The 21,712-nt window shown below is 50.3% G+C and carries 17 protein-coding genes; 7 read left to right on the top strand and 10 right to left on the bottom strand.

The window, feature by feature from the left end; genetic code table 11:
- The first annotated feature begins 17 nt into the window (after positions 1–17).
- Positions 18–602 carry an SET domain-containing protein gene (locus ACN6MW_RS17090; protein WP_419871285.1) on the top strand — a complete coding sequence of 195 codons (585 nt, stop codon included), beginning with the start codon at positions 18–20 and terminating at the stop codon, positions 600–602.
- A 165-nt stretch (positions 603–767) separates the two neighbouring features.
- On the opposite strand, the gene ACN6MW_RS17085 is transcribed toward ACN6MW_RS17090, so the two are convergent.
- A complete protein-coding gene (locus tag ACN6MW_RS17085; RefSeq protein WP_419871284.1) occupies positions 768–2,465 on the bottom strand; it encodes a hypothetical protein in 1,698 nt (565 codons plus the stop codon).
- Positions 2,458–3,510 (bottom strand): glycoside hydrolase family 88/105 protein, encoded by a 1,053-nt coding sequence (locus ACN6MW_RS17080; RefSeq protein WP_419871283.1) that lies wholly within the window; start codon positions 3,508–3,510, stop codon positions 2,458–2,460. The genes ACN6MW_RS17085 and ACN6MW_RS17080 overlap by 8 nt, the downstream gene beginning before the upstream one ends.
- 304 nt (positions 3,511–3,814) lie before the next feature.
- Here ACN6MW_RS17080 and ACN6MW_RS17075 point away from each other — a divergent pair, with 304 nt between their 5' ends.
- Positions 3,815–4,705 carry a LacI family DNA-binding transcriptional regulator gene (locus ACN6MW_RS17075; RefSeq protein WP_419871282.1) on the top strand — a complete coding sequence of 297 codons (891 nt, stop codon included), beginning with the start codon at positions 3,815–3,817 and terminating at the stop codon, positions 4,703–4,705.
- 188 nt (positions 4,706–4,893) lie between these two features.
- Positions 4,894–6,174 (top strand): MFS transporter, encoded by a 1,281-nt coding sequence (locus ACN6MW_RS17070; RefSeq protein ID WP_419871281.1) that lies wholly within the window; start codon positions 4,894–4,896, stop codon positions 6,172–6,174.
- A 7-nt stretch (positions 6,175–6,181) separates the two neighbouring features.
- On the opposite strand, the gene ACN6MW_RS17065 is transcribed toward ACN6MW_RS17070, so the two are convergent.
- From ACN6MW_RS17065 to ACN6MW_RS17050, 4 genes are read right to left on the bottom strand one after another with little or no spacing between them, the layout of a single operon-like run.
- Positions 6,182–6,997: a carbohydrate ABC transporter permease gene (locus tag ACN6MW_RS17065; RefSeq protein ID WP_419871280.1), complete on the bottom strand. Its 816-nt coding sequence runs from the start codon at positions 6,995–6,997 to the stop codon at positions 6,182–6,184.
- Positions 6,998–7,018: 21 nt separating this feature from the next.
- A complete protein-coding gene (locus tag ACN6MW_RS17060; protein ID WP_419871279.1) occupies positions 7,019–7,891 on the bottom strand; it encodes a carbohydrate ABC transporter permease in 873 nt (290 codons plus the stop codon).
- Positions 7,892–7,895: 4 nt separating this feature from the next.
- Positions 7,896–9,191: an ABC transporter substrate-binding protein gene (locus ACN6MW_RS17055; protein WP_419871278.1), complete on the bottom strand. Its 1,296-nt coding sequence runs from the start codon at positions 9,189–9,191 to the stop codon at positions 7,896–7,898.
- Between the two features lie 17 nt (positions 9,192–9,208).
- Positions 9,209–10,342, bottom strand: a complete 1,134-nt coding sequence (locus ACN6MW_RS17050; protein WP_419871277.1) for an LLM class flavin-dependent oxidoreductase — start codon at positions 10,340–10,342, stop codon at positions 9,209–9,211.
- A gap of 154 nt (positions 10,343–10,496) precedes the next feature.
- Between ACN6MW_RS17050 and ACN6MW_RS17045 the strand changes: the two genes are divergently transcribed.
- Positions 10,497–11,417, top strand: a complete 921-nt coding sequence (locus ACN6MW_RS17045) for an AraC family transcriptional regulator (protein WP_419871276.1) — start codon at positions 10,497–10,499, stop codon at positions 11,415–11,417.
- Between the two features lie 56 nt (positions 11,418–11,473).
- Here ACN6MW_RS17045 and ACN6MW_RS17040 read toward each other — a convergent pair whose 3' ends face one another.
- The 4 genes from ACN6MW_RS17040 to ACN6MW_RS17025 all read right to left on the bottom strand — a co-directional run bounded on the left by ACN6MW_RS17040 (position 11,474) and on the right by ACN6MW_RS17025 (position 16,753).
- Entirely contained in the window at positions 11,474–13,144 is a 1,671-nt protein-coding gene (locus ACN6MW_RS17040; RefSeq protein ID WP_419871275.1) for an alpha-amylase family glycosyl hydrolase, read from the bottom strand.
- Positions 13,145–13,148: 4 nt separating this feature from the next.
- Positions 13,149–13,988 carry a sugar ABC transporter permease gene (locus ACN6MW_RS17035; protein ID WP_419876372.1) on the bottom strand — a complete coding sequence of 280 codons (840 nt, stop codon included), beginning with the start codon at positions 13,986–13,988 and terminating at the stop codon, positions 13,149–13,151.
- Between the two features lie 2 nt (positions 13,989–13,990).
- On the bottom strand, positions 13,991–15,304 hold the full coding sequence (locus ACN6MW_RS17030; protein WP_364150805.1) for a carbohydrate ABC transporter permease: 1,314 nt from the start codon (positions 15,302–15,304) through the stop codon (positions 13,991–13,993).
- Positions 15,305–15,430: 126 nt separating this feature from the next.
- Entirely contained in the window at positions 15,431–16,753 is a 1,323-nt protein-coding gene (locus ACN6MW_RS17025; RefSeq protein ID WP_419871274.1) for a maltose ABC transporter substrate-binding protein, read from the bottom strand.
- A gap of 496 nt (positions 16,754–17,249) precedes the next feature.
- On the opposite strand from ACN6MW_RS17025, the gene ACN6MW_RS17020 reads away from it, so the two are divergent.
- The 3 genes from ACN6MW_RS17020 (at position 17,250) to ACN6MW_RS17010 (ending at position 21,500) form a co-directional block, all read left to right on the top strand.
- Complete coding sequence (locus ACN6MW_RS17020) at positions 17,250–18,278, top strand: LacI family DNA-binding transcriptional regulator (protein ID WP_364150799.1); 1,029 nt, start codon at positions 17,250–17,252, stop codon at positions 18,276–18,278.
- A 4-nt stretch (positions 18,279–18,282) separates the two neighbouring features.
- The gene (locus tag ACN6MW_RS17015; RefSeq protein ID WP_419871273.1) at positions 18,283–20,280 is read left to right on the top strand and encodes a glycoside hydrolase family 15 protein; all 1,998 of its coding nucleotides are present in this window, start codon (positions 18,283–18,285) and stop codon (positions 20,278–20,280) included.
- A 758-nt stretch (positions 20,281–21,038) separates the two neighbouring features.
- Positions 21,039–21,500, top strand: a complete 462-nt coding sequence (locus tag ACN6MW_RS17010) for a Dps family protein (protein WP_419871272.1) — start codon at positions 21,039–21,041, stop codon at positions 21,498–21,500.
- The last annotated feature ends 212 nt before the right edge of the window (positions 21,501–21,712 follow it).

Below are 21,712 nucleotides of genomic sequence, written 5' to 3'. Positions count from 1 at the left end.
AAGGGTGAACTAAAAACATGATTCATCCAGATACAGAACTTCGATTTGTAAGTGAAGAGGTAGGTGTCGGTGTATTTGCAACGAAATTCATCCCTAAGGGAACGATTGTTTGGATTTCAGATGATTTGGATATGATCCTTGATGAGGATTATGTAGATTCCCTCGATGAGCTTCGAAGAGAGATGGTGTTTAAATACACTTATCAAGAAAATAACGGCAATTATATTCTTCATTGGGATCACTCAAGGTACATGAATCACAGTTTCCAGCCCAATTGTATTGATACAGCTTATGAATTTCAATTAGCTGCAAGAGACATTAAACTTGGTGAACAATTAACATGTGATTATGGAATACTGGGTGATGACGAAGATTTTGAATGTGTGCCTGAAGAAGGTACGTCCCGCACAAGAGTCAAAGCAGATGATTATTTAAACTATTATCAGGAATGGGACGAGATGGCTCGGGAGGCGTTCAAGTATTTCAACGCTGTCGAACAACCTCTGAAATATTTAATCAATAAGGAATTTGTTGACAAAGTTAATGCAGTTGCTTCTGGGCATGAACCATTAGATTCGATTCTCACTACTTTTACTGATTAGTTACTCCGATACGGCAAACCGTAATCATCTTGATTTTCCTCGAGAAGAATGAAATGAAAACGGGCGATCATTCCATAAAACAGCGGCAGTCTAGGACTTTCTCTCGTCCCTGGCTGCCGCGTTGCGCTTTTTCGGGTCAGTCGAATCCTTTATTTTCGCAAGACACTACGCCTGCTTCGAGTGCAAACGAGCATTCGGAAGCTCTACCTTGTTGCTAAGGTATCGCTCCATTGTTTCTCCCGGGGAAATGGACAGCGCGACCGAAACCGTTTCGCCATCCATTTCGGCCGAAGCCTTGACGATGTCCCCTACTTGGCTGACCTGCGCGGCCGGCAGCTGCCCCGACTCGTTCAGCGCAAGCTGGAACAGCCATACCGATTCCTGAACCGCATGAAAATCGAATTCGCGCTCCTCCCCGCTGTACAATACATAATCCGCATGAATCGCGTCATCCGTACGTTCGCAGCGCAGCTCCAATTCCCCTAAATCGGAACGCTCATGCAGCAGCTTAACCGCCAGCCAAGCCTCGCCCAGCCGCAGCTGCCATGCTTTGCCCTCTTGTTCCTCCGGCAATGGCAGCCCAGTCGTCACGCCGCCGATTTTCAAACGAATCCTTAGATCGCTTGACCGGAATCTGCCGTTGATTTGATCCAGATCAGAGTGCCAAGCTCCGTTATCCGTCAGTAAATTAAAACCGAACAGCACGTTCGTGCGCGCTTGTACGCCAGCGAACATCGCCGAGCAGAAATCACCGCCGTCCTTCAAAAATTGCAGCTGAACGTATACCGGCTCTCCTTCGACATTCACATAAGCGAGCATGTTCCGCCGCTGATTCCACATGACGCCTTTGCTGAATGTGCCCAGAGACAAGCGTTTATTCTGGAATAACGTCGCATAAACCTGATAGCCGGTGTCCGCCTCCATCAGCGTCGCTTCCGTCACATAGCGGGTTTGAGCCGTTTGAAATAATCCGCGGTACGCCTTCGGACATCGGATGTTTTCTCCGAATTCGAAGCTTTCCTCGAGAAGCGCTTCGTATAGAAACTTTCGGTCATCCGGCTGCAGCAGCGTGCTGTACGTCCGGCTGTGCGGCCCGCTCCACTCTCCCGTGCCGGCGTGAAAATGTTCACCGGCCATTTTCCAAGCGAGCTCGATCAGCTCATTCGCGTTAGCAACTGCCTCGGCAGACGCCGAATAAACGGCAATGCTGTGCAGCTCCCGGATCGCAATCGGCGTATAGCAAGGGCTGTTATATTCCGAAAACGTTCCGATTCCGAACGTAAAATCATAAAACCGTTTGAGGCGTGCCAGGCCGTACTCTTTATATTCATCTACCTGCAAAAGCTCGCCGCCAACCAGCGTGACGAACGCGCCCATGATCGCAATATTCGTGTAATGCGGACCAACGTTGCGTATAATGATCGCCCGGCATGCATGGGAAATCGCCGCTTCGATCTGCTCCGCCAGCTCCGCCCGCAGACGCTCCCTATGCTTCATCAATATAAGGATAAGCCGTTTGCCGTGAAAATCGGCCATGTTCCAGTCGGGCCGATCCATTTGCTCAAGCGGCTCCTCGAAGAAATACGGCCAGATGCCGTAGGTGTCGGAGGACGGATTCCGGTCCTGCAGCGGGACCACCCGCTCTAAAATCCCATTGGCTCTCGCAATATGCTCGGCCTCTCCCGATTCAAGCAAGTCGTACGCGTAGCTGGCTGCTGAAAGCAGCGCGTAGACCTCGGGGTGTTCGCTGCTCTTCAGCGCCGTATGGTAGGTAGCCGTCAGCGGCGTTCGGATGAGCTGCAGCGTCTCGTCATACGCCGCCGTTTGCCTACGAATCCTTTCCTGCAGCTGTTCTCTATTCATGGGACGATTCCCCTCTCCACAGTGCTTCCGACAGAAGCATCAGCACTAATCCTTGCCCGTAAAGCGTCGGATAGGTCGGAATGGCATTATACGCCTCCACGCTCTCCATTACCGGTGTTCCTCCCGATACGCCTGCCACAATGCCGTCTTCGCCTATATAAGAAATAATCGCCTTCAGCGCTCGGCGAGCGGCTGTCTCATAGCGCTGCTCGGGCAGCAGCCAGCCGCCATCGACCGCTTTCCACAGCCCGTATGCGATGCCTGCGCTTCCGGACACTTCGCGGTAAAAATCCGGCTGATCCAGCACCGTACTCCACAAGCCGTCCTCGCGCTGAAACCGCACAAGTCCATCCATCAAGCGGCGGTATCGCGCCAGTAGCTCCTCCGATACCTGCACGAGCGGCGCAATTTCCTTCAATATCATCGGCACGCCGGCAGCAATCCAGGCATTCGCCCTCGTCCAGCGCGCGGCGGACATATGGTCCGCGGTACTGCAGTTCCAGCCGTGGAACAAGACGCCGCTCTCTCTGTCCTCAAGCAACGTCAGGTGAAGAAGCATCTGCTTATGCGCTTCCTGCGCATAGGCTTCATTTTCGAGCAATGATGCCGTCCTTGCTAAAAAAAGCACAGCCATAAATACCGTGTCCGCCCATACCTGCTCGGAGAATTCCACATTCTCGGTCACCGTATGCTCGAATGCCTGCTCTCTTGTGCGCGGCGCTTCCTCCATCAGCCACTTTGCGACACGCGCAGCCTCTTCCTTGAAGCCGTTATCTCCCGACACCTGGTACAAGGCGGGGAAAATCGCAAACGGGGCGATCGCGTTAATGACGAGCCCGGCCTCCGTTGCCCGTTTGTTACGCGTGGCCCAAGCCGTCAAAAAACCTATAATAGCCGGATCGCCGGTCGTTTCGTAATAGTCCAGCAAACCGATGACGCCCACGCCAGGCACCCAATCCCACTTGTGAATGTCCATTCCCCAATTACCGGCATAATCCCGCTTCATCTCGTTCCATACATTTTCCGCATGTTGTTTTAACGACAATGCCCTCACGCCTTTCGCTTGATTATACGGTTATCGTACCATTCTGCTAGGGCTCATCTCTTGGGCATGCGTCTTAAAAAAGTGGGGAAAAGTCCCGCTATTCCACTGTCTCATGCTGAGCTCGGATTGTCTCTAGACAAAGAAGCCTGTCCTATGTGATAATGACTTAAACGTTTAAGTTAGTCATCGTGCTTTTAGCTGCAGCGCCTGCCGCGATTGAATCGCTGTTAGCTTACTAAGCCGCATAGATTAATGGAGGAGCTGTTTTCTCATTAAAAAAGCTACGCTTAAGGATATAGCAAAGATGGCAGAGGTCTCTGTCGCGACAGTCAGCTACGTACTCAATAACGTCGCCAAGCAAACCATTCCCGACGAGACGAGATCCCGCGTGCTCGATGCCGCGAAGCAATTAAATTATGTGCCTAATCTGGCCGCACGATCGCTGGTGAAGCAAAAATCCGGCTTGATCGGCATTCTGATCAACCGCGCAGAAAACGAAGGCTTTTGGAGGCAGCTCCGTTATTCGCAATGGATTAACCGGCTGGAGCAGCTGCTCACGGGCTACGGCTACCACGTCGTTTTATTCGGCCTCGATGCCGTGATTCCAAAGCTGGATATCATCTCGGAACGCAAGCTTGACGGCGTATTCGTAGTCGATGTCAAAACGGAAAATTTTCACCTGATATCCAGCCATTTTTCAGTTGGCGTACCGCTCATCGTGGTAGACAGCATCATCGACGATGCTTTATTTTATAAGGTTAACTATGATTACCTTGATGCTTTCATGGCAGCCCAGGCTTCCGCCTCCGTTCCATTCGAGTATGCGATCATCGATAATTTCAATAACAAAGAGCTTGTGGAGCATATTGCCTTTGCTTCGAAATTGGAACCCGATTGTATTCATATTATGCAGAATGAACAAGCACTAGAGCTGTTTCTGAGAAATCACGCACATAAAAAAGGGATGATACTGAACGAGTTTGCAGCCATTTCGGCAGCCAAATATGTGGACCCTGCGAATTTAACCGTCATTTGCTCGGCAGGCTGTCCAGAGATCCTCCCTTTCTCCGCTGGCCGCATCGCTTTTGGCGATCGCAAGCCCGAGGCTGCTTTTCAGCTGATGCTGCAGCTGCTGGATAATTCAAAGAGAGGGCCGGAAAGCAGCTATATCTTAGTAAAAGCCATTAATGATTAATGCCGTTGCAAATTTTCAGTTAATGACAATGTTCGATTAGCAGATTTCGATCTGCTTTTTCTTCGCAAACTTAAACGTTTAAGTTAAGTAGTCCAGGTCGATGGGCGACGGTTTAAGGAAGACACCAACGGAGTTGGTTTGCGAGGATTTATCTCGTTGTTCCATACTATCATTTAGGAGGCTGACACATGCTTGAATTAGCTAAAGAATCCCAAAGCAAGACACCGAATCCGGTCCGGCAGCCAGGCGGCCAAGGAGTATCCTTATGGCGAAACCGGACGTTTCTAGCGGTTTTCTCCAGCTATAGCTTGTCGCTGCTTGGCAATACGTTCCACAGCATTGCCTTAAATCTTTGGGTGCTTCAAACAACCGGCAGCGCCAAACTCATGTCGGTCGTCCTTATCACTCATCTTGTCATCAGCATGCTCTTCGGCTCGTTCGCAGGCACGGTTGCGGATCGCGTGGACCGTCGCACCCTTATGTGGATAACGGATATTATCCGCTTCGTGCTTGTAGCAGCGATTGCCCTGCTCATTTTTTTGCCGCATATTCCGTTTGTCTTTATCGTCCTGCTTACAGGGCTTGTTGCATTTACCGGTGTGTTTCGAACGCCGGCTTTTCAAGCCTCCCTCATTGAAATCGTCGGTAAAGAACAGCTGACGCAAGCTGTAGGCGCAATCAGCATCTCAGACAACATTATTCGCATTTCCGGCTTTGCGTTAGGCGGCATTGCCGTTGCTGCATTCGGCGGCGCTTTTGCGATAGCGATCGACGCTGCAACCTTCCTGCTCTCCGGTTTGTTACTGCTCTTTGCGGGCAAATTTCCTTATAAAGCGCCAAAGGACACGGCAATATCCAAAACTTCCTTCAAGGAGGATCTCACAGCCGGCTTCCGGTACGTCTGGAATGAGCCGTTCGCCAAAGCCGCCGTTATGCTGCTTCCGCTTATCATGTTCTTCTTTCTATCCACCTTCATGCTCATTCAGGTCATGGCCGTACAGGTCTGGCAGGCAAAACCTTTCATTTTCGGGCTTATGGAAGCCTGTATTCCGCTGGGCTACGTGATCGGTTCTATTCTGATTATGAGACTGGATACAAAGCTGAAAAGCAGAGGGAAATGGATCATAGGGAGCATGATCCTGATGGGGCCTTTATTTATCGCCATTTCGTTTATGACTGCGGCAGCCGCCGCGCTGCCGCTGATCCTGCTTGTCGGCTTCCTCTTTTCCTTCAGTACGACGATCATTTTTATCGTGCTGCGGGTAGCAGTCGAGCCAGCCATGCAGGGCAGAGTGTTCGGACTAGTCGGCGCTTTAACGAGCGTTGCTCCGCCAATCGGTTTAGCCGTCTTCTCGACGCTGTCCGATCTTTACGGTCCTGCCTTCATTATAGCGGCAAGCGGTGCAGCGATGCTCTTGATGGGCATGATCGCCTACAATCGCTTGAACGCGATCCGCGACTTCGACTAATTGCAATCTAACCCTTCAACGAGCCAGCTAGCGCGCCGGATATGAAATAACGCTGGAGGAAAATAAACAATGCGATCATCGGCAGCGCCGTCACCACGACACCGGCAAGCAGCACGGGATAATCCGTAATATATTCGCCGCGGAATTGCAGCATGGCGAGCGGCAGCGTCAGCTTGTCTTTTCCGTTCAATAGCAGCATCGGGAACAGCAGGTCATTCCATACGATGACGAACAAAAAAGCTGCGGTTGCCGCAAGGTACGGAGCGCTGAGCGGAAACGCGATACGCGCGAGCAGCGTCCATTCGCCGGCGCCGTCGATCTCGCCTGCCTCCAGAATCTCCTTCGGCAAGGTTTTCATAAAGCCTGAAAGCATAAATACAGACAGAGGCAGCAGCACGGAGGCGGACACGATGATTAAGCCCGTGAGCGAATTGCTCCAGCCCAGCTTATGCACAAAAGTGTAGATGGGAATCATATTGACTTGCGACGGAACCATCAAGCCTATCGCAAATAAGCCAAATACGGCGGCACCTACACGGCGCCCCGAACGCATAATGCCGTAACCGATGAACCCGGCAAGGAGAAGCTCAAGACCTACCACTGCCAGCGTAACGACAATGCTGTTGCGAAAATATCCCCACATCGGCTGTCCGTGAAACAGCGCCTTAAAGTTGTGGAATGACAAGGCTTCCGGCAGCCCCAGCGGATTCGCATAAAACTGCGGCGTTGTCTTTAATGACGTAAATAATACGATGAGGAGCGGGACGAGAATAACGGCTGCGAAAAGCAGCAGCATGGACCTGCCTAACCATTTTAGAACCACATGAATTCACCTGCCTGCATACTAGTAGGATACGCGGTCCGTCCGAAGCGCGCGGAATTGAAGAAACGTTATAAACGAAATAAGCACAAGGAAATACACGGATGCCGTTGACGCTCTGCCAAACGTATAATTCATGAATGCGGAGTTATAAATATAAGTCGATAAAATTTCGGTGGAATACGCCGGTCCGCCGCCGGTCATCGTAAACACGAGATCAAAAGCCTTAAACGACTGAATCGTCGTATAGGACACGACAATCGCGGCTGCTGGTGCCAGGAGCGGCCATATGACGCGGAAAAACAGCTGCAGCTTCGTCGCCCCGTCCAGCTTGGCCGATTCAACGAGCTCTTCCGGTATCGCTTGCAGTCCCGCGACGAACAAAATGATCATTTGCCCAATGTGGGCCCAAGCCTGAACGGCCGCAATCGAGAAAATCGCTATCCCCGTATCGCCCAGCCAGTTCTGCGTCCAAGAAGACAGTCCCACTGCCTCAAGCAAGCCATTTAACAGCCCAAGCGACGGATCATAAACGAATGTCCAAATAAATCCGACCGATACCGATGACAAAATGGTAGGCACAAAATACAGCGAGCGCAGCGCGACATTCACCTTCGTTTGCTTCGAAAGCTGAAGCGCCAGCAGCAGCGAAACGACTGTCTGCACGATAACGACAGCGACCATAAACTTAATATTGTTCACGATCGACTTTCGAAAAATAATATCCTTGGCTACATTGGCATAGTTATCCGCACCGACAAACTGATAGGACGGCGATAAGCCGTCCCAATCCGTTAAGGAGTAATAGAAACCCGTTACCGTCGGATAGATGAATAGTGCGAGATACAGCGCAATGCCGGGCACAAAAAACGGTAACAGCTTCGCATACTTTTTCATCTGCTTATTTTCCTATCTGCTGGTCCACGATCGCTTGCGCGTCTGCCGCTGCCTTCGCCGGCTCCGTTCCGCCTAATACGGCTTGGATCGAGCTGGTGACCGCTTTTTGGACCTCAGCGTTTTTTATTGTGAAGCGTGGCTGAAAACGTGTTTTCTTCGCTGTCCATTCCGCTACGGCCTTCAGTTCATCGCTTGTATACGCGACATCCTTAATCGTTACGTTCTGTCCTGTGCCATTGGCATACTCGCCGGCAACATCCTTACGGCTTAGAAACTCAATAAATTTCTTCGCTTCCTCCGGGTGCTTCGACTTGCTGTTCACGGCAAGCATGAACGTCGTCGTATGAATCCCTTCGAACACCGCTTGGTCAGCTGCCACCGTTATCGGCGCAAGCAAGCCTTGCTGAAGCTCCGGATTGTTTTTCTTATTGCCTACCAGCTGGTAAGAGCCCGTCGCTAGAATCGCTGCTTTCTCCTGCACGAATAACGCGCCGGCCGCATCACCCTTCGTCCCAAGCGCATCCTTCTGGAAATAGCCCTTATCGTTCAATTCCTTGAACTGGGAAAGCGTCTTAACCCACCACTCGTCGGTAAGCTTAGCTTCGCCAGCTTCAAGCTTCACAAAAATCTCCTCATCCGGCGCGTTATTCATCACCATCGGATTCATGAATTGCCCTGGACCGATATCCGCGCCCGGGAAGGCGATCGGCACAATCCCTTTCTGCTTCAGCTTCTCGGCCGCCGCAAGGAATCCGTCCCAATCCTTCGGAAGATCGATGCCGTATTTTTCAAACAGCTTTACGTTATAGATCGGAATGTTGTAAACGAGCTGGTACGGAACCGCAAGCTGTTTGCCATCCTTTTGGCCCGATTCAATCAAAGACGGTGTGAAATTGTCCACGAAGGAGGAGCCGCTCAAATCGGTGAACAAGCCTGCTTTCGCGATGGCTTCAAACTGAGCGCCAGGGAAGGCAGCAAACACGTCGCCTACAGAGCCGTCCAGCAGCTTCGCTTGGGCTGTCGATTGATATTGGTCAGATGGAAACACCTGTGTTTCAACCTTGATGTTTTTATTTTCTTCCTCAAACTTTTTAATGATGCCATCCAGCACCGCAGCATCCTCGCCGCGCCAATGAATAAAGCTGATCGTCACAGGTTTATCGCCAGAGTTGCCTTCCGCTGCGCCTTCCCCTGTCTTTGCGTTCGTATTGGAATTACCTGTCCCGCAGGCCGAAAGCACAACGCTTAATATCATCGTAAGCGCCAGCAGCGCTAATTGCGGTTTGCGTAATCGTTTCATGTTTATTCCCCCAATAGTTAAATGGTTATTCCCTTTGCGGCCAGCTTCTGCTTAACGAGCGGAAGCAGCAGCTCGCCCGATATTTTGGCTTCTTCCAAATGCGGGTAGCCTGATAAAATAAAGGAGGTTACGCCGGCATCGATAAACTCGATGAACCGGTCCGATACCTGCTCCGGCGTACCGACAAAGGTTACCGCCCCGCCGCCGCGAATGGCTGACAAGCCTGACCAAAGATTAGGCCCAATCACGTAGTCCTGCTCCTTCGATTGGCTAAACAAGTCCATTTGACGCTTCTGATTGGTCGCGTCCGTCTTGTTGTGCAGCTTTTCCGTAGCCTTCAGCTGTTCCGGATCCGCCTTGCTCAAAATGTTCCATGCGGCCGCCCATGCCTCTTCCTCGGTTTCGCGCACGACAACCTGAGCTCTAATGCCGTACCGAAGCTCTCTTTCAATCCCCTTCTCTTCCTTCAGCTCAGCCAAATAGGTTTCCATCTCGGCAATCTGGCCTTGAATCCAATCCAGCGGCTCTGTCCACATTAAGTAAACATCGGCGGTTTCTGCCGCAACGCGCTTGCCTGCCACCGAGCTTCCGCCAAAATACAGCGGAGGATGCGGCTCCTGAACCGTTGCCGGCTTGCTTACGCCGCCTTCTACCTCGTAGTGCTTCCCAGTGAAGTTAAAGCCCTCACCTTCGCCTGCCGGCTGCTGCCATACGCCTTTGACCACTTCCAGAAATTCTTTTGTCCGTTCATAACGCTCGTCGTGGCTGCCGTACAGCGGATCTCCGGTTGCTTTTAGGTCTGCCGGATAATGGCCGGTAACGACATTGATCAGCGCCCGGCCTCCGGACATGCGGTCCAGCGTGGATGCCATACGCGCCGCCAATACCGGAGAAATAAGCCCCGGTCTCATCGCGATGAGCGGCTTTAGCTTCTTCGTTGCGGATGCGACCCAAGAGCCGACGATCCATCCGTCCCAGCAATCTCCACCCGCCGGAATTAGCGCGAACTCGTACCCTGCTTCCTCCGCTGCTTGCGCAACCTCCACAAAGTATTGCTGTGATGGCTCCCGTTCTGCCTTAACGCCTATATAGCGGCCATCTCCGTTTGTCGGAATAAACCATCCAAATTCCACTTTTGCCTGTTTGCCCATTACTGTTGTCCCCTTTACGCTTCGAATCACCAGCTGACCGGTAGATAGCCGACAAATTTTATCGGATTAATTTGTTATTTGAATAATAGCAATCAATCCTTCTAGCGTCAATGTCAATTCGTAGCTTGAGTTATTTGTCATTTTGTGGTTTCATGTGAGAGAATTGAATTGTTTCATAGGCAAGATTCACCAAAACCATTGGCAAAAAGGGGTGGCCATTCTGTTTAACCATATGAAAGAGGATCACCACGAGCAGCTTGAGATTCACTACTTCACACCGTCAGCCTTCGAGAAAGCAGGTCCTGCCTGGCCGATTAGGCTCGGCGCCAATATCGCCAAAACGGGCTATCATATCGGTCCAAGAATTACTCCCTACTATTACTTAATCATGGTGCTTGAAGGGGAAGGCGTCTTTATCCAGGGTGGCCAAACGTACACGCTTCGCAAAAACGATCTTTTCTGCCTGTTTCCGCAGGTAACGCATGAATATTACACAATGGAGCATGCTTTGCTGAGAAAAGCTTTTTTCGCCTTCGACGGCAAGCTTGCGCTGCAGCTTCTCGACCGAATCGGATTAGGCCCCTACCGTCCGCATCTGCCGAGCGGATTGACCGCAGACGCACTCTCTCTGATGGAGCAGTTTTTCAGCCTTGTCTCCAATAAGGAAAAGCCTCCCTCCGACTTGTCGCGGCTCGCTATTTTCCATCAGCTGTTCGATACGCTCTCCGAGAGCAAAATCCCTCATGGCACTCCTGCCTCGGCAGGCAGCTGGCTTCAAAAAGCCAAGGACTACCTCGAGATTCATTACGCTGACGGAATAACAATCGAAAGCGTAGCGGAATACGTAGGCATTGACCGTACCCATTTTTCCAAAGCCTTCAACAAAGCCTTCGGCTTGTCGCCCATGAAATTCGTACAGCAGCTTCGGATGAACGAAGCGACCCTGCTAATGAAGCAAACGGATTACAAGCTGGCGGAAATCGGTCAATCCGTCGGTTACCCCGATCTATTTTCCTTCTCCAAAGCGTTTAAAAAGCAGCTTGGCGTATCGCCGAACACCTATCGCAAGCAGTAGCAGCCCCACAACAAAAAGAGGGAACTGCACGTTTTGTGCAATTCCCTCTTTCGGTATTACTTTAAAATCACGGTGCTGTAAGGAGGCAGCGTCAGCTTTCCGCCTTCAAGCTTCGCCCCGCTGCCCGTTGCGCGAGCGAGCTCCTTGAAGCTGCCGAACACTTCAGACGGCTGCAGATCCGTTGTTTGCTGCTCGCCCGATAAATTGTGTACGACGAGTACTCTCTCATCGGCAACAGCCCTAACATACACGCTAAGCTTCGGATTAGCAGGCGTTAGCTTAAACTCGGCAATGCCGCCGTCTCTTAATGCCGCTTCCTCGTTCCGCCATTTGATCAGCTCGCGATAATGATTCAGCATCGACTGCTCATCCTGCGTCTGCGCCTCGACCGAAACGGTGCCCGGATCGGAATTATAGCGCGGCTTTTCCCAAGTCGTCTGGCCCTCGCCCCCGCCTGGAGAAGCGTACCACGGCATCGGTTCCCGAATATATTCATCCGGCTTGGCGCCTTTCATGCCAAGCTCCTCGCCGTAATAAAGGTATGGCGTGCCCGGGAGCGTCAGCAGCATTGCCGCTGCCATTTTGGCATGGCCGAGATTGCCGTTTAGTACGGTCATCACACGATTTTGGTCGTGGTTGCTGAGGAAAGGCGCATCTACGAAATTCCCGCCGGAAGACTTCTCGTAAACGCCGTAAGCGCGTCCAAGTGAAAACGCTAGATCCGCATCCTGTTCCTTGTCCGCTGCGCTGAGCAAGCGTCCGGCAAGATCGAAGTGGAAAGCCGAATTTAGCGCTTGATCAAAATAAGGGGCGATAACGGTCAGCGAATCCCAGACCTCGCCAATCAAGTAGGCATCCGGCTTCACCTGGGCCATGCCGGTACGGAACTCCTGCCACCACGCTTTGTTCTTCGCCTGAATTTCGGGCGTGCTCGCCGTAGAAGCGAAATCGCCGTAAATATGCTTAGCCGCGTCCAGCCGGAAGCCGTCGAGCCCCTGCTCCAGCCAATATTGGCCGATCTTGATCATTTCCTCCCGAACCTTAGGCTCGTCAAAATTAAGATCCGGCATGCCTTCCCAGAAGACGCCTAAATAGTTGAGGCTGCCAAAGTTATGCCACGGGTCGCCGCCCACTGCGCCGTCCGCCCTTACCTTCTCGTCAGGCTTCGCAAAAGTATACCAGCTGCGGTAAGGACTATTCTCGTCTGCCAAAGCTTCCTTAAACCAATGATGCTCCTTGCTCGTATGGTTCACGACGAGATCCATAATGATTTTGATATCGCGCTTATGCGCTTCCTCTAACAGCTTCTTTAAGTCATCCAGCGTGCCGTACTCCGGATTGACGGCGTAATAGTCCGTCGTGTCATAGCCGTGGTAGCTGGGCGAAGCATTAATCGGCATCAGCCAAATCCCGCCGATTCCGAGCTCCTTTAAATAATCGAGCTTAGCGGTTACGCCGTTCAGATCGCCGATTCCGTCCCCATTCGTATCGTAGAAGGAACGGACAAAGATCTCATAATAAACCTTTCCCGGCTGTTCATCTACCGAATAAGCAGCAGCTGCCGGCTCGCCCGCGCTGTTCTCCGCAGGCTCGATGGTTTCATTGCTTGGTTTATTGGCCGGCAGCCCGCCGTCATTCGCATTCTCCGATGAGCAAGCGGCGAGTATGGCTAGCAGCAGCGAGCATAATAGAACAGCTCCCGCATGGCGCAAACGTTTGTCCTTCATCCTGTTACCCTTTCGATGCGCCGGACATCAGCCCTTGCACCAGGAAGCGCTGCAGGAAGACGAACAGCAAAGTAATCGGAATGGCAATCAAGACCGCACCGGCGGCAAATAGCGTAAAGTTACTATTTTGATAAGAGTTAACCAGGTCCCACATCCCGACGGCAAGCGTCCAGTTGTCTTTGCTGCGCAGCACCAATCTGGCAAAAATAAAATCAACCCATGAACCCGCAAACGTCGTCAGCGCCACATAGGTCAGCATCGGACGCGAAAGCGGAAGCATGATTTTCACGAAAACCTGCAAATGCGAAGCACCGTCGATTCGGGCCGCTTCATCCAAGCTCCGCGGAATCGTATCATAGAAGCCTTTGACGACGAAGCCGCCAAGCACCGCCCCTGCGGAATATACGATAATTAAAGCTGCGTGCGTATCCAGCAGATTTAGCTGCAATAAGAAAATGAAGATCGCGATCATGCTCATAAAGCCCGGGAACATGCCAAGGACGAGCATTAACGTCAATGTCATTTTACGACCGCGGAAGCGGAAACGCGATAAGGCATACATACTGAGCGTGACTAGAATCGTGGAGAAAATCATCGTTAACGTCGCGATTTTCAGCGTATTCAAGTACCAAACCCCATAACGGAAGCTTGGGTTCGTGAACAATTCCTTGTAATGCACGAGCGTAAAGGACTCTGGGATCAGGCTCGCGCTAAATAACGAGGTTCCCGGGCGGAGCGACGAAAGCAGCACCCAAAGGGCCGGATAGATCGCACAGATTGCTATCGCAATGAGCAGCAGGTAGCTTAACGTCAAACGGACAACATTTGCGGTTTTGCGTCCCATTTTCATTGAATCATATCCTCCTCTTTGAATGACCGCGAACGGCGATAGTTGTAAATCGAGAATGAAGCGACAACGATAAATATGATAATGCCGATAGCCGAGGCCATATTGTATTGGCTGTTGTTCAGCGTGAGCTTATACAGCCACGTTACGAGCAAATCGGTGCTGCCGGCAAATTGATAATCGCCTTTTACCGGATCGCCGTTCGTAAGCAAGAAAATGACGTTAAAGTTATTGATGTTGCCTGCGAATTGCGTAATGAGAATCGGCGCCGTGGAGAACAGCACGAACGGAATCGTAATGATCCGGAATTTCTGGATGCCTGTTGCTCCGTCTACGTCGGCCGCCTCGTACAAATCCTTCGGAATAGCCGTTAATACACCAAGAATAAGCACCATAGATACCGGTATACCAACCCACATATTGACTAAAATTACGGTTACCTTTGCCCAGAACGGATCCGTGAGCCATGGAAGCTTACCCATGCCAAAGTAACCTAAATATTGATTGATCGGGCCAAACTGACCATTGAACAAATTTCTCATGACGAGCAAGGAAATAAGCTGCGGAATCGCATAGGGAATAATGAAAAGCGTCCGCCATAGTTTTTTGAAGCGAATGCCTTTCTGCTCGATGAGCAGAGCAACCAGCAATCCGCCGAAATAAGTCGTTACCGTTGCGATAATCGCCCAAATAATCGTCCATGTGAATACGCCAAAGAAAGTATGGCTCCATGTTTTAAGCGTAAGGAGGTTCGCGAACGTCTGGAAGCCTACCCAGTCCACCAGCTTAGCCGGCGGGATATGATCAGGCGACGCGTAGTTGGTGAAAGCAAGCATAATCATAAAGATAATCGGCATGATCGTTAGGAACAAAACGCCGAGCGCCGGCAAGGTCAGCATCAAATGCGGAAAATTGCGATCCGTCACATAAGCCAATGTTTGCCGGAAGCTTGCTGGAAGCACGCCTTCATCTCTCTGCTTGCCGTTCCGATAGGCATCGCGGATATTCATAATGTAGATAATGATAAAAAGAATGAATAGAAATAACGTAATCAAACCGCTGATTAACAGAAAGATCGAATGATCTCCGTCCACGCGCACACTGATCTTACCGATTTTCTCCAGCCCTTGCGTTTTATCGCCGAGCGTTACAATCCCCCAAATGGCTCTTCCTAAGTTCGGAATAAAATACATAAGCGCTGCCGCTTCGACAACGAGCATGATGATGCCTTTAATAAACTGGCGGTTATACAATTGACCAAGACCCATTACGAGTAACGACAATATAGCCGCAGTGCTGCGATGACGATTCATCCCGCCTGGCTCCCTTCCTTTCATGTGAAAAACGCTTTAAGCCGCCATGCGCCCCAAAAAGCTGCGGATTAATGAAATCGGTTCACCCGCCGAATCAGATTCGGCGGGCGGCACCCGATTCTCTTATTATTTTGCTGCTGCACCGTTATTGGCGTCTTTGATTTGTTGAACCGCGTTATCAAGCGCTTCTTTTGCGTCTTTGCCGGAGTTCCACACATCGGAGAACGCTGCTGCAATCGGGCTCCATACGTTGCCCATTTCAGGAATAGAAGGCATCGGCGTCGATTGGTTAAACTGCTCAACGAAGCCTTTTACGATATCGTTTCCTTGCACGGCTGAATCATTTGTTGCTTCGGTATTAGCCGGAATAGCGCCTGTCAATTCAAAGTCTTTCAATTGAGCAGCCTTTGTGGAAGCAAAGTTAGCGAACAAACGGGCTGCATTCGGGTATTTCGAGAATTGGTTGACATACCAAGCTTTTACGCCGGAGAAAGAAGAAGCCGGTTGACCGTTGATGCTTGGGATTGGAGCTACGCCGAAATCAATGCCAGCGTTTTTGTAATCCGCGATGGTCCAAGGACCGTTAATGTCCATTGCCAATGTTCCGCCAGTGAACATGCCTTTTTTGATGTCATACGTAATATCGCCGGAGTTAAGCGGCAGAATGCTGTCTTTCAGGGAACCGTAGTATTTCAATCCGCTGATTGCGCCTTCTGTGTTCAAGCCGATATCGTCTTTGTTTTGACCGTTCTCGCCGTATACGTAACCGCCAGTGGAGATAAACGGATAGTTAAAGTAGAAGTTGCCTACTTCCCACATCAAAGCGAATTTGTTGTTTGGAACATCATTGTACGTTTTTGCGAAAGCTACGACTTCTTCAAATGTTTTTGGAGCTTCTTTGATCAATGCTTTGTTGTAGAACAAAGCGTAGGTTTCGATCGAACGCGGGTAGCCGTAAAGCGTGCCGTCGTAAGTAACCGCGTTTACAGCGATTTCGGAGTTTGCTGTTTTCGCTTGCTCTTCATAGAAATCGTTCGGCAATACAAGGCCGGCCGTTACAGCTCTGCCTAAGTTATCATGAGGGAAAACGACAACGTCTGCGCCTAGTCCTGCAGGACCGTCAGTCGTGAGCTTCGTTACTTGGTCAGCTGCGCCAACCTCTTCGAATTTCACTTCAATGCCGTATTTTTCGGTAAATTCTTTTGAAATCGCTTCAACAAAAGGACGCTCTTCTTTACTTTCCCATACGAGCAAGGATGCGCCTTCCTCTGGTGTTATCTCTTCGGAATCTGCTGCTCCTTCATTTGCGTTCCCTGCTGCGTTGTTCGTGCTTGCAGGAGCATTTGTTGCGTCAGCTGCATTTCCCGTTTTCCCGCCGTTGTTCGAGCCGCCGCATGCGGATACGATAAATAAGGCAACAATCAATGACATTACAAACCACTTTTTCATGCTAGGTGATCCCCCTCCATAATGTGTTCCATGCCTTTACTGAATCGTCGCGTTCAATCGGCCCCTCAAGATCCTTTACAGCAGTTATATCCTCGTACAAACCATTTGATTGACGCTGCGCAGCGGGTTGCTTCACTTGAAACAGCTGCTAAATCGTACGTTGCGCAAACGTTTGTACAAGCTGCGATAAAAAATGCTCCGCAATCGGTATTTTTACCGTTTTTCGCGTTGCATATCTGATGGAACAGCTTTGAAAGCGTTCTATTCGTGGCTTCATCATACAACAAGGCAGGGCATTTGTTAAAACGTTTGCACAGTTCAATATTCAGAACAAATAATGCGTTATCTTCGCTTTCCTCTGATTTTCTCTTTCTCATTCAGTTTTTTAAGATTTGTGAAACGCTTTCTTTAGATATATATTTACTTTTAGGCAACAATTGCATTAGGATGAAGCATATAAAGCACGCATGATTGCGCAATGGGGGAAGGGCTTACTATGGTAACCATTAAAGATATTGCAAAAGCTGCCGGGGTGTCGCCTTCTACGGTTTCCAGGGTCGTTTCCAATCACCCTCGTATTAGTAAGGCAACTACGCAGAAGGTTAAACGGTTTATGGAAGAAATGGGCTACCATCCAAACGTGATGGCGAAGAGCCTTGTATCAAAAACAACCCAGACGCTGGCCATAATGCTGCCCCGCCCTGCCGAAGAGCTTTTCCAGGATTTTTTCTTTGGCGAATTGCTTCGCGGCATACTAACGCAATCGACTAGAGCGGGCTATGATATGCTGCTGACGGCTGCCACATCTCCAAGCGATGAAATGGAAACGGTATCGCGGCTTGTATTCGGACGCCGGGTAGACGGCGTGATTTTGTTGTCCTCGCGGGTAAATGACCCTTTAATCGACCTGCTGAATAAACATAACTTCCCTACCGTACTGATCGGCCGGACAGAAGACCGTCCCAATATTTTATCCGTCGACAATGACAATGAGCTGGCCGCCTATGACGCGACTCAGCATTTAATTTTGCAAGGACATGAAAGAATCGGATTCGTCAGCGGCCCGCCAACGCTTACCGTTGCTCATGACCGGATGGAGGGTTACCGTCGGGCGATGCGCGAAGCCGGCTTGCCTGTCCGATCGGAATGGATCGTTGAGGGAGAATTCCTTCAACAAAGCGGCTATCGCGCGATGTCCTTCATGATGAGCTTGCCCGAGCGGCCAAGCGGCCTCATCGTCATTGATGACGTTGTCGGATTCGGCGTACTGCGCGGCCTGACTGAGCTCGGCTACAAGGTTCCGGACGATTTGAGCATTGTCAGCTTCAATAACATCGCTTTATCTGAGCTTGCAACGCCTCCGATCAGCTCCATCGATATCGGAACCTATCAGCTTGGCTATACGGCTTCGCAAATGCTGATCCGATTCATTCAGGAAGAGAGCGTGCATCAGAACCGAATGATTATACCGCACAGGCTAATTGTTCGCGAGTCATCCATACAGAACATTTCCAAAAGGAGCTGACCTCATGTCGGATAAAAAACCTTATTTAGTAGATGCTATTATCGGCAATTCCAAATTTCTTGCATCGCTTGGCCGCACAGGCAAAATGTATCGCCTGTGGTGGCCGAATATTGATCTGCCTCAGCATGTGGATGCTATTCGCACCGGCATTCAATTCGAGCAAACGCCTATTTCTTGGTTTGATGAAGAGGCAGACGGCTGGAAGCATACGGCTGAATATGTAGCCAAAACGAATATTTTCCGGGTGAATGCCCGTTCTGAGCAGCAGCCTCTTCAAGTAAACAGCCTGCATCTTGCGGTTCCCGGCCAAGATACGATTGTACGCGAATATACCTTTACGAATACAAGCGATAAGCCCGTTTCCTTTTCGTTTATCGTTCATTCCTCCTTCCTAGTCAGCGAAAACCAGCTTTACAACACTACGTTGTTTGCCGCTGACGACGACGCATTGGTTCATTTTCGCCATAAATATTATTTTGCGCTTTCGAGTGCAAACGTATGCGCAGGTTATCAATCAGGCCTAACATGGGAGTCGGTACAGAGCGGCCAATTGAATGGCAACAACATCGATATGAAGCCGGATGGGGCTTTAAAGTGGCAGATTGATTCGATTGCGGCAGGAAGTTCCGTAACCGTTCCCGTCTACCTGACAGCCGGATATGACGAACAAAGCGTATTGCGGCAAATGCGTGCGGCGAAAGAAAAGGAAAGCTCCGAATGGATCGCGGAAACCACGGCTTATTGGCATGAATTTCTGGCAGCGGCTGCGCCATGCCCGATGGAGGATCGTGAGATCTCAGAGTTGTATGATCGCTCCCTGCTTATGTTCAAGCTGATGGCCGACGAGCAAACCGGCAGCATCATCGCAGCTCCGGAATTTGATGAAAATTTTGTCCGCTGCGGCGGATATTCGTTCTGTTGGGGCCGAGATGCCGCATTCATTACAACTGCGCTTGATAGAGCAGGCCTTGGCGCTTTGTCCGACAGCTTCTATGCATGGACGCTCACAGCGCAATCGCCTGACGGCTCATGGCAGCAGCGCCACTATCACGACGGCAGCCTTGCTCCGTCTTGGGGACTTCAAATCGATGAAGGCGCATCGATTCTTTGGGGAATGTGGCAGCATTACCTGGAGAAGAAAGACAAAAACTTCGCCGAGCAGGTATGGCCTGCAGTCGAGAAAGGCGCTTCCTTCCTCCTTAGCTTCATCAATTCGGATAACGGCTTGCCTAAACCAAGCATTGATTTATGGGAGGAACGCGAAGCTTCGCATACCTACTCCTCCGCTGCTGTATACGGCGGTTTAACGGCGGCTGCCAGCTTTGCCGAGCTAGCAGGAAAGCCAAAGCTTGCTGCCGAATGGACGGCTGCGGCAGAGCGGATTTCAGCAGCCATTAAGGAGCTATGCTGGAATGAAGCAGGCGCCAGCTTTTACCGAGGCGTAGAGCTCACCGTTCATTCAAGCAAATACGTGCAAGCCCTTGCGGACGGCGGAACCGGTTATGTTAAGGAAGGCAATAAAGGCTACCAAAAACACATCATCAACCACGACAACGTGCTCGATATCAGCCTGCTCGGCATCTCCGTGCCGTTTGGCGCCGTACCTGCTGATCACCCCTATATGCGCAGTACAGCCGATGCCGTAGAAGCCGCACTGACTGTGCCTGGCGTAGGCGGTATCAAGCGTTATGAGGATGATATTTATATTGGCGGCAATCCGTGGATTCTTACGACTTTGTGGCTCGCACACTATCGCATTCAAACGGGAAGCCTTGATGAAGCGAAGCAATTGCTCAAGTGGGCCGTCGATCATCGTACCGAATCCGGCCTGCTGCCTGAGCAAGTAGACAAAAATACCGGCGAAACCGCATGGGTCGTACCGCTTACTTGGTCGCATGCGATGTTTATTCTTACAATTTTTATGCTCGCCGATGCGGAAGCGAAAGCAGAAGCAAATGGGAAAGCATCCCTCGAGGAAGCAGCTGCACACTCGCAAGGATAATCACGCGGACTAGTAGCGAAGCTACGTTGAGTAATGTGGAGCAACGTGGCTATGAGTAGCGGAAGCAGCGTTGAGCAATGTGGAGTCGTGGATGAGTAGCGGGGCCATGCAGAATTAAGCATCAGATGCATAGCCTAGCTTCCCCTCTCCAATTTGCCTAGCTCAGCACAGCCGTACAGTGTATAAAGTACAACAGAAGCTAAGCCGAGCCCTCATTTCATAGCCTACACTGCAGTTTAGGCATTCTAATTGCTCCTTTTAGCACCGAAAGCAGCCTAGAAGAGCCAATCCATTGCACAAACTGCAGCGTAGCTAGGGAAAACAAGACTAACCATCGATTCTGTTGCACAAACTACAATGTAGCTCAGCTTGGCGCGTGGGTTGAATTAGGGTATATAGTTCCGAAGGAATGTTAATCCGATTAAAAGTTAATATACCTGTATACAATAAAAGCGCATCGACTGAATCAGCCGATGCGCTTTTTTTCTTTTTGCTCGAACACAATGGCCACCTCCACTCATCTATTACCAAGCTCCTACCGCTGCTTCTCCACTTCTCCATAAATCTTTTTCCTCATTATGTTCGTTCACCTGTTTCACATCGCTCAAATGAGTGTATTAGTATTGACAAGGAACGCGTTATTTGTAATAATTATAAATAAGGAATTGATCTAAATTTAACAGAACGCATTCCTCCTTATTTATTCCGTATTCACTGACTGTTAATAGCGCAAACTAACATCAGAAAGGATGATTAATATGGCTACAGCAACAACTACAAAATCGACAACCGTACAACAGCACCTCAACCAACAAATCGCAAACTGGAGCTTGCTTTACATTAAAATCCATAATTATCATTGGTATGTGAAAGGGCCACAGTTTTTCACTCTGCATGTTAAGTTTCAAGAGCTTTATGAGGAGGCTGCACTCCACGTTGATGAGCTCGCAGAGCGTCTGCTTGCCTTGAAGGGCAAGCCGATCGCAACGATGAAGGAGCATTTGAAAACCTCCAGCATCGAGGAAGCATCAAATAAAGAGGATGCAACTCAAATGGTCGATCAATTAATCGCGGATTTCACGACAATTATCGGCGAGCTGAAGGAAGGCATGGCGGCAGCACAAGAGGCTGAGGACGAAACAACAGCTGACATGATGTTGGCAATCCATACCGCGCTGGAGAAGCATGTTTGGATGCTTAGCGCATTTAACAGCAAATAAGCTGTTCTCATCGTAAAAAGAGGGTGTCTCAACGGCGACTACGCTGCTGGGGCACCCTCTTTTGGGTCGCATAGGGGAATCACAGGTTCAACCACTTCAACTAATATCCGCCCCGAACTCAAAGCGCATTCCTGCAGCAGCTGTTTCTCATCCTCAATCATACCACTTTAAACATACACTCACGCTCCCATTGTCAACCAGTCATGCTTCCG

Origin of the sequence: Pristimantibacillus sp. PTI5 (assembly GCF_048572955.1) — a bacterium.
Taxonomy (GTDB): domain Bacteria; phylum Bacillota; class Bacilli; order Paenibacillales; family Paenibacillaceae; genus Pristimantibacillus.
This window is presented reverse-complemented; position numbering and strand designations above follow the sequence as displayed.

What these genes read in the sequence shown, in the direction of transcription:
- ACN6MW_RS17090 (WP_419871285.1), top strand. Translation starts at nt 18, where the DNA reads ATGATTCATCCAGATACAGAACTTCGATTTGTAAGTGAAGAGGTAGGT.
- ACN6MW_RS17085 (WP_419871284.1), bottom strand. Translation starts at nt 2,465, where the DNA reads ATGAATAGAGAACAGCTGCAGGAAAGGATTCGTAGGCAAACGGCGGCG.
- ACN6MW_RS17075 (WP_419871282.1), top strand. Translation starts at nt 3,815, where the DNA reads ATGGCAGAGGTCTCTGTCGCGACAGTCAGCTACGTACTCAATAACGTC.
- ACN6MW_RS17070 (WP_419871281.1), top strand. Translation starts at nt 4,894, where the DNA reads ATGCTTGAATTAGCTAAAGAATCCCAAAGCAAGACACCGAATCCGGTC.
- ACN6MW_RS17060 (WP_419871279.1), bottom strand. Translation starts at nt 7,891, where the DNA reads ATGAAAAAGTATGCGAAGCTGTTACCGTTTTTTGTGCCCGGCATTGCG.
- ACN6MW_RS17055 (WP_419871278.1), bottom strand. Translation starts at nt 9,191, where the DNA reads ATGAAACGATTACGCAAACCGCAATTAGCGCTGCTGGCGCTTACGATG.
- ACN6MW_RS17050 (WP_419871277.1), bottom strand. Translation starts at nt 10,342, where the DNA reads ATGGGCAAACAGGCAAAAGTGGAATTTGGATGGTTTATTCCGACAAAC.
- ACN6MW_RS17040 (WP_419871275.1), bottom strand. Translation starts at nt 13,144, where the DNA reads ATGAAGGACAAACGTTTGCGCCATGCGGGAGCTGTTCTATTATGCTCG.
- ACN6MW_RS17035 (WP_419876372.1), bottom strand. Translation starts at nt 13,988, where the DNA reads ATGGGACGCAAAACCGCAAATGTTGTCCGTTTGACGTTAAGCTACCTG.
- ACN6MW_RS17030 (WP_364150805.1), bottom strand. Translation starts at nt 15,304, where the DNA reads ATGAATCGTCATCGCAGCACTGCGGCTATATTGTCGTTACTCGTAATG.
- ACN6MW_RS17025 (WP_419871274.1), bottom strand. Translation starts at nt 16,753, where the DNA reads ATGAAAAAGTGGTTTGTAATGTCATTGATTGTTGCCTTATTTATCGTA.
- ACN6MW_RS17020 (WP_364150799.1), top strand. Translation starts at nt 17,250, where the DNA reads ATGGTAACCATTAAAGATATTGCAAAAGCTGCCGGGGTGTCGCCTTCT.
- ACN6MW_RS17015 (WP_419871273.1), top strand. Translation starts at nt 18,283, where the DNA reads ATGTCGGATAAAAAACCTTATTTAGTAGATGCTATTATCGGCAATTCC.
- ACN6MW_RS17010 (WP_419871272.1), top strand. Translation starts at nt 21,039, where the DNA reads ATGGCTACAGCAACAACTACAAAATCGACAACCGTACAACAGCACCTC.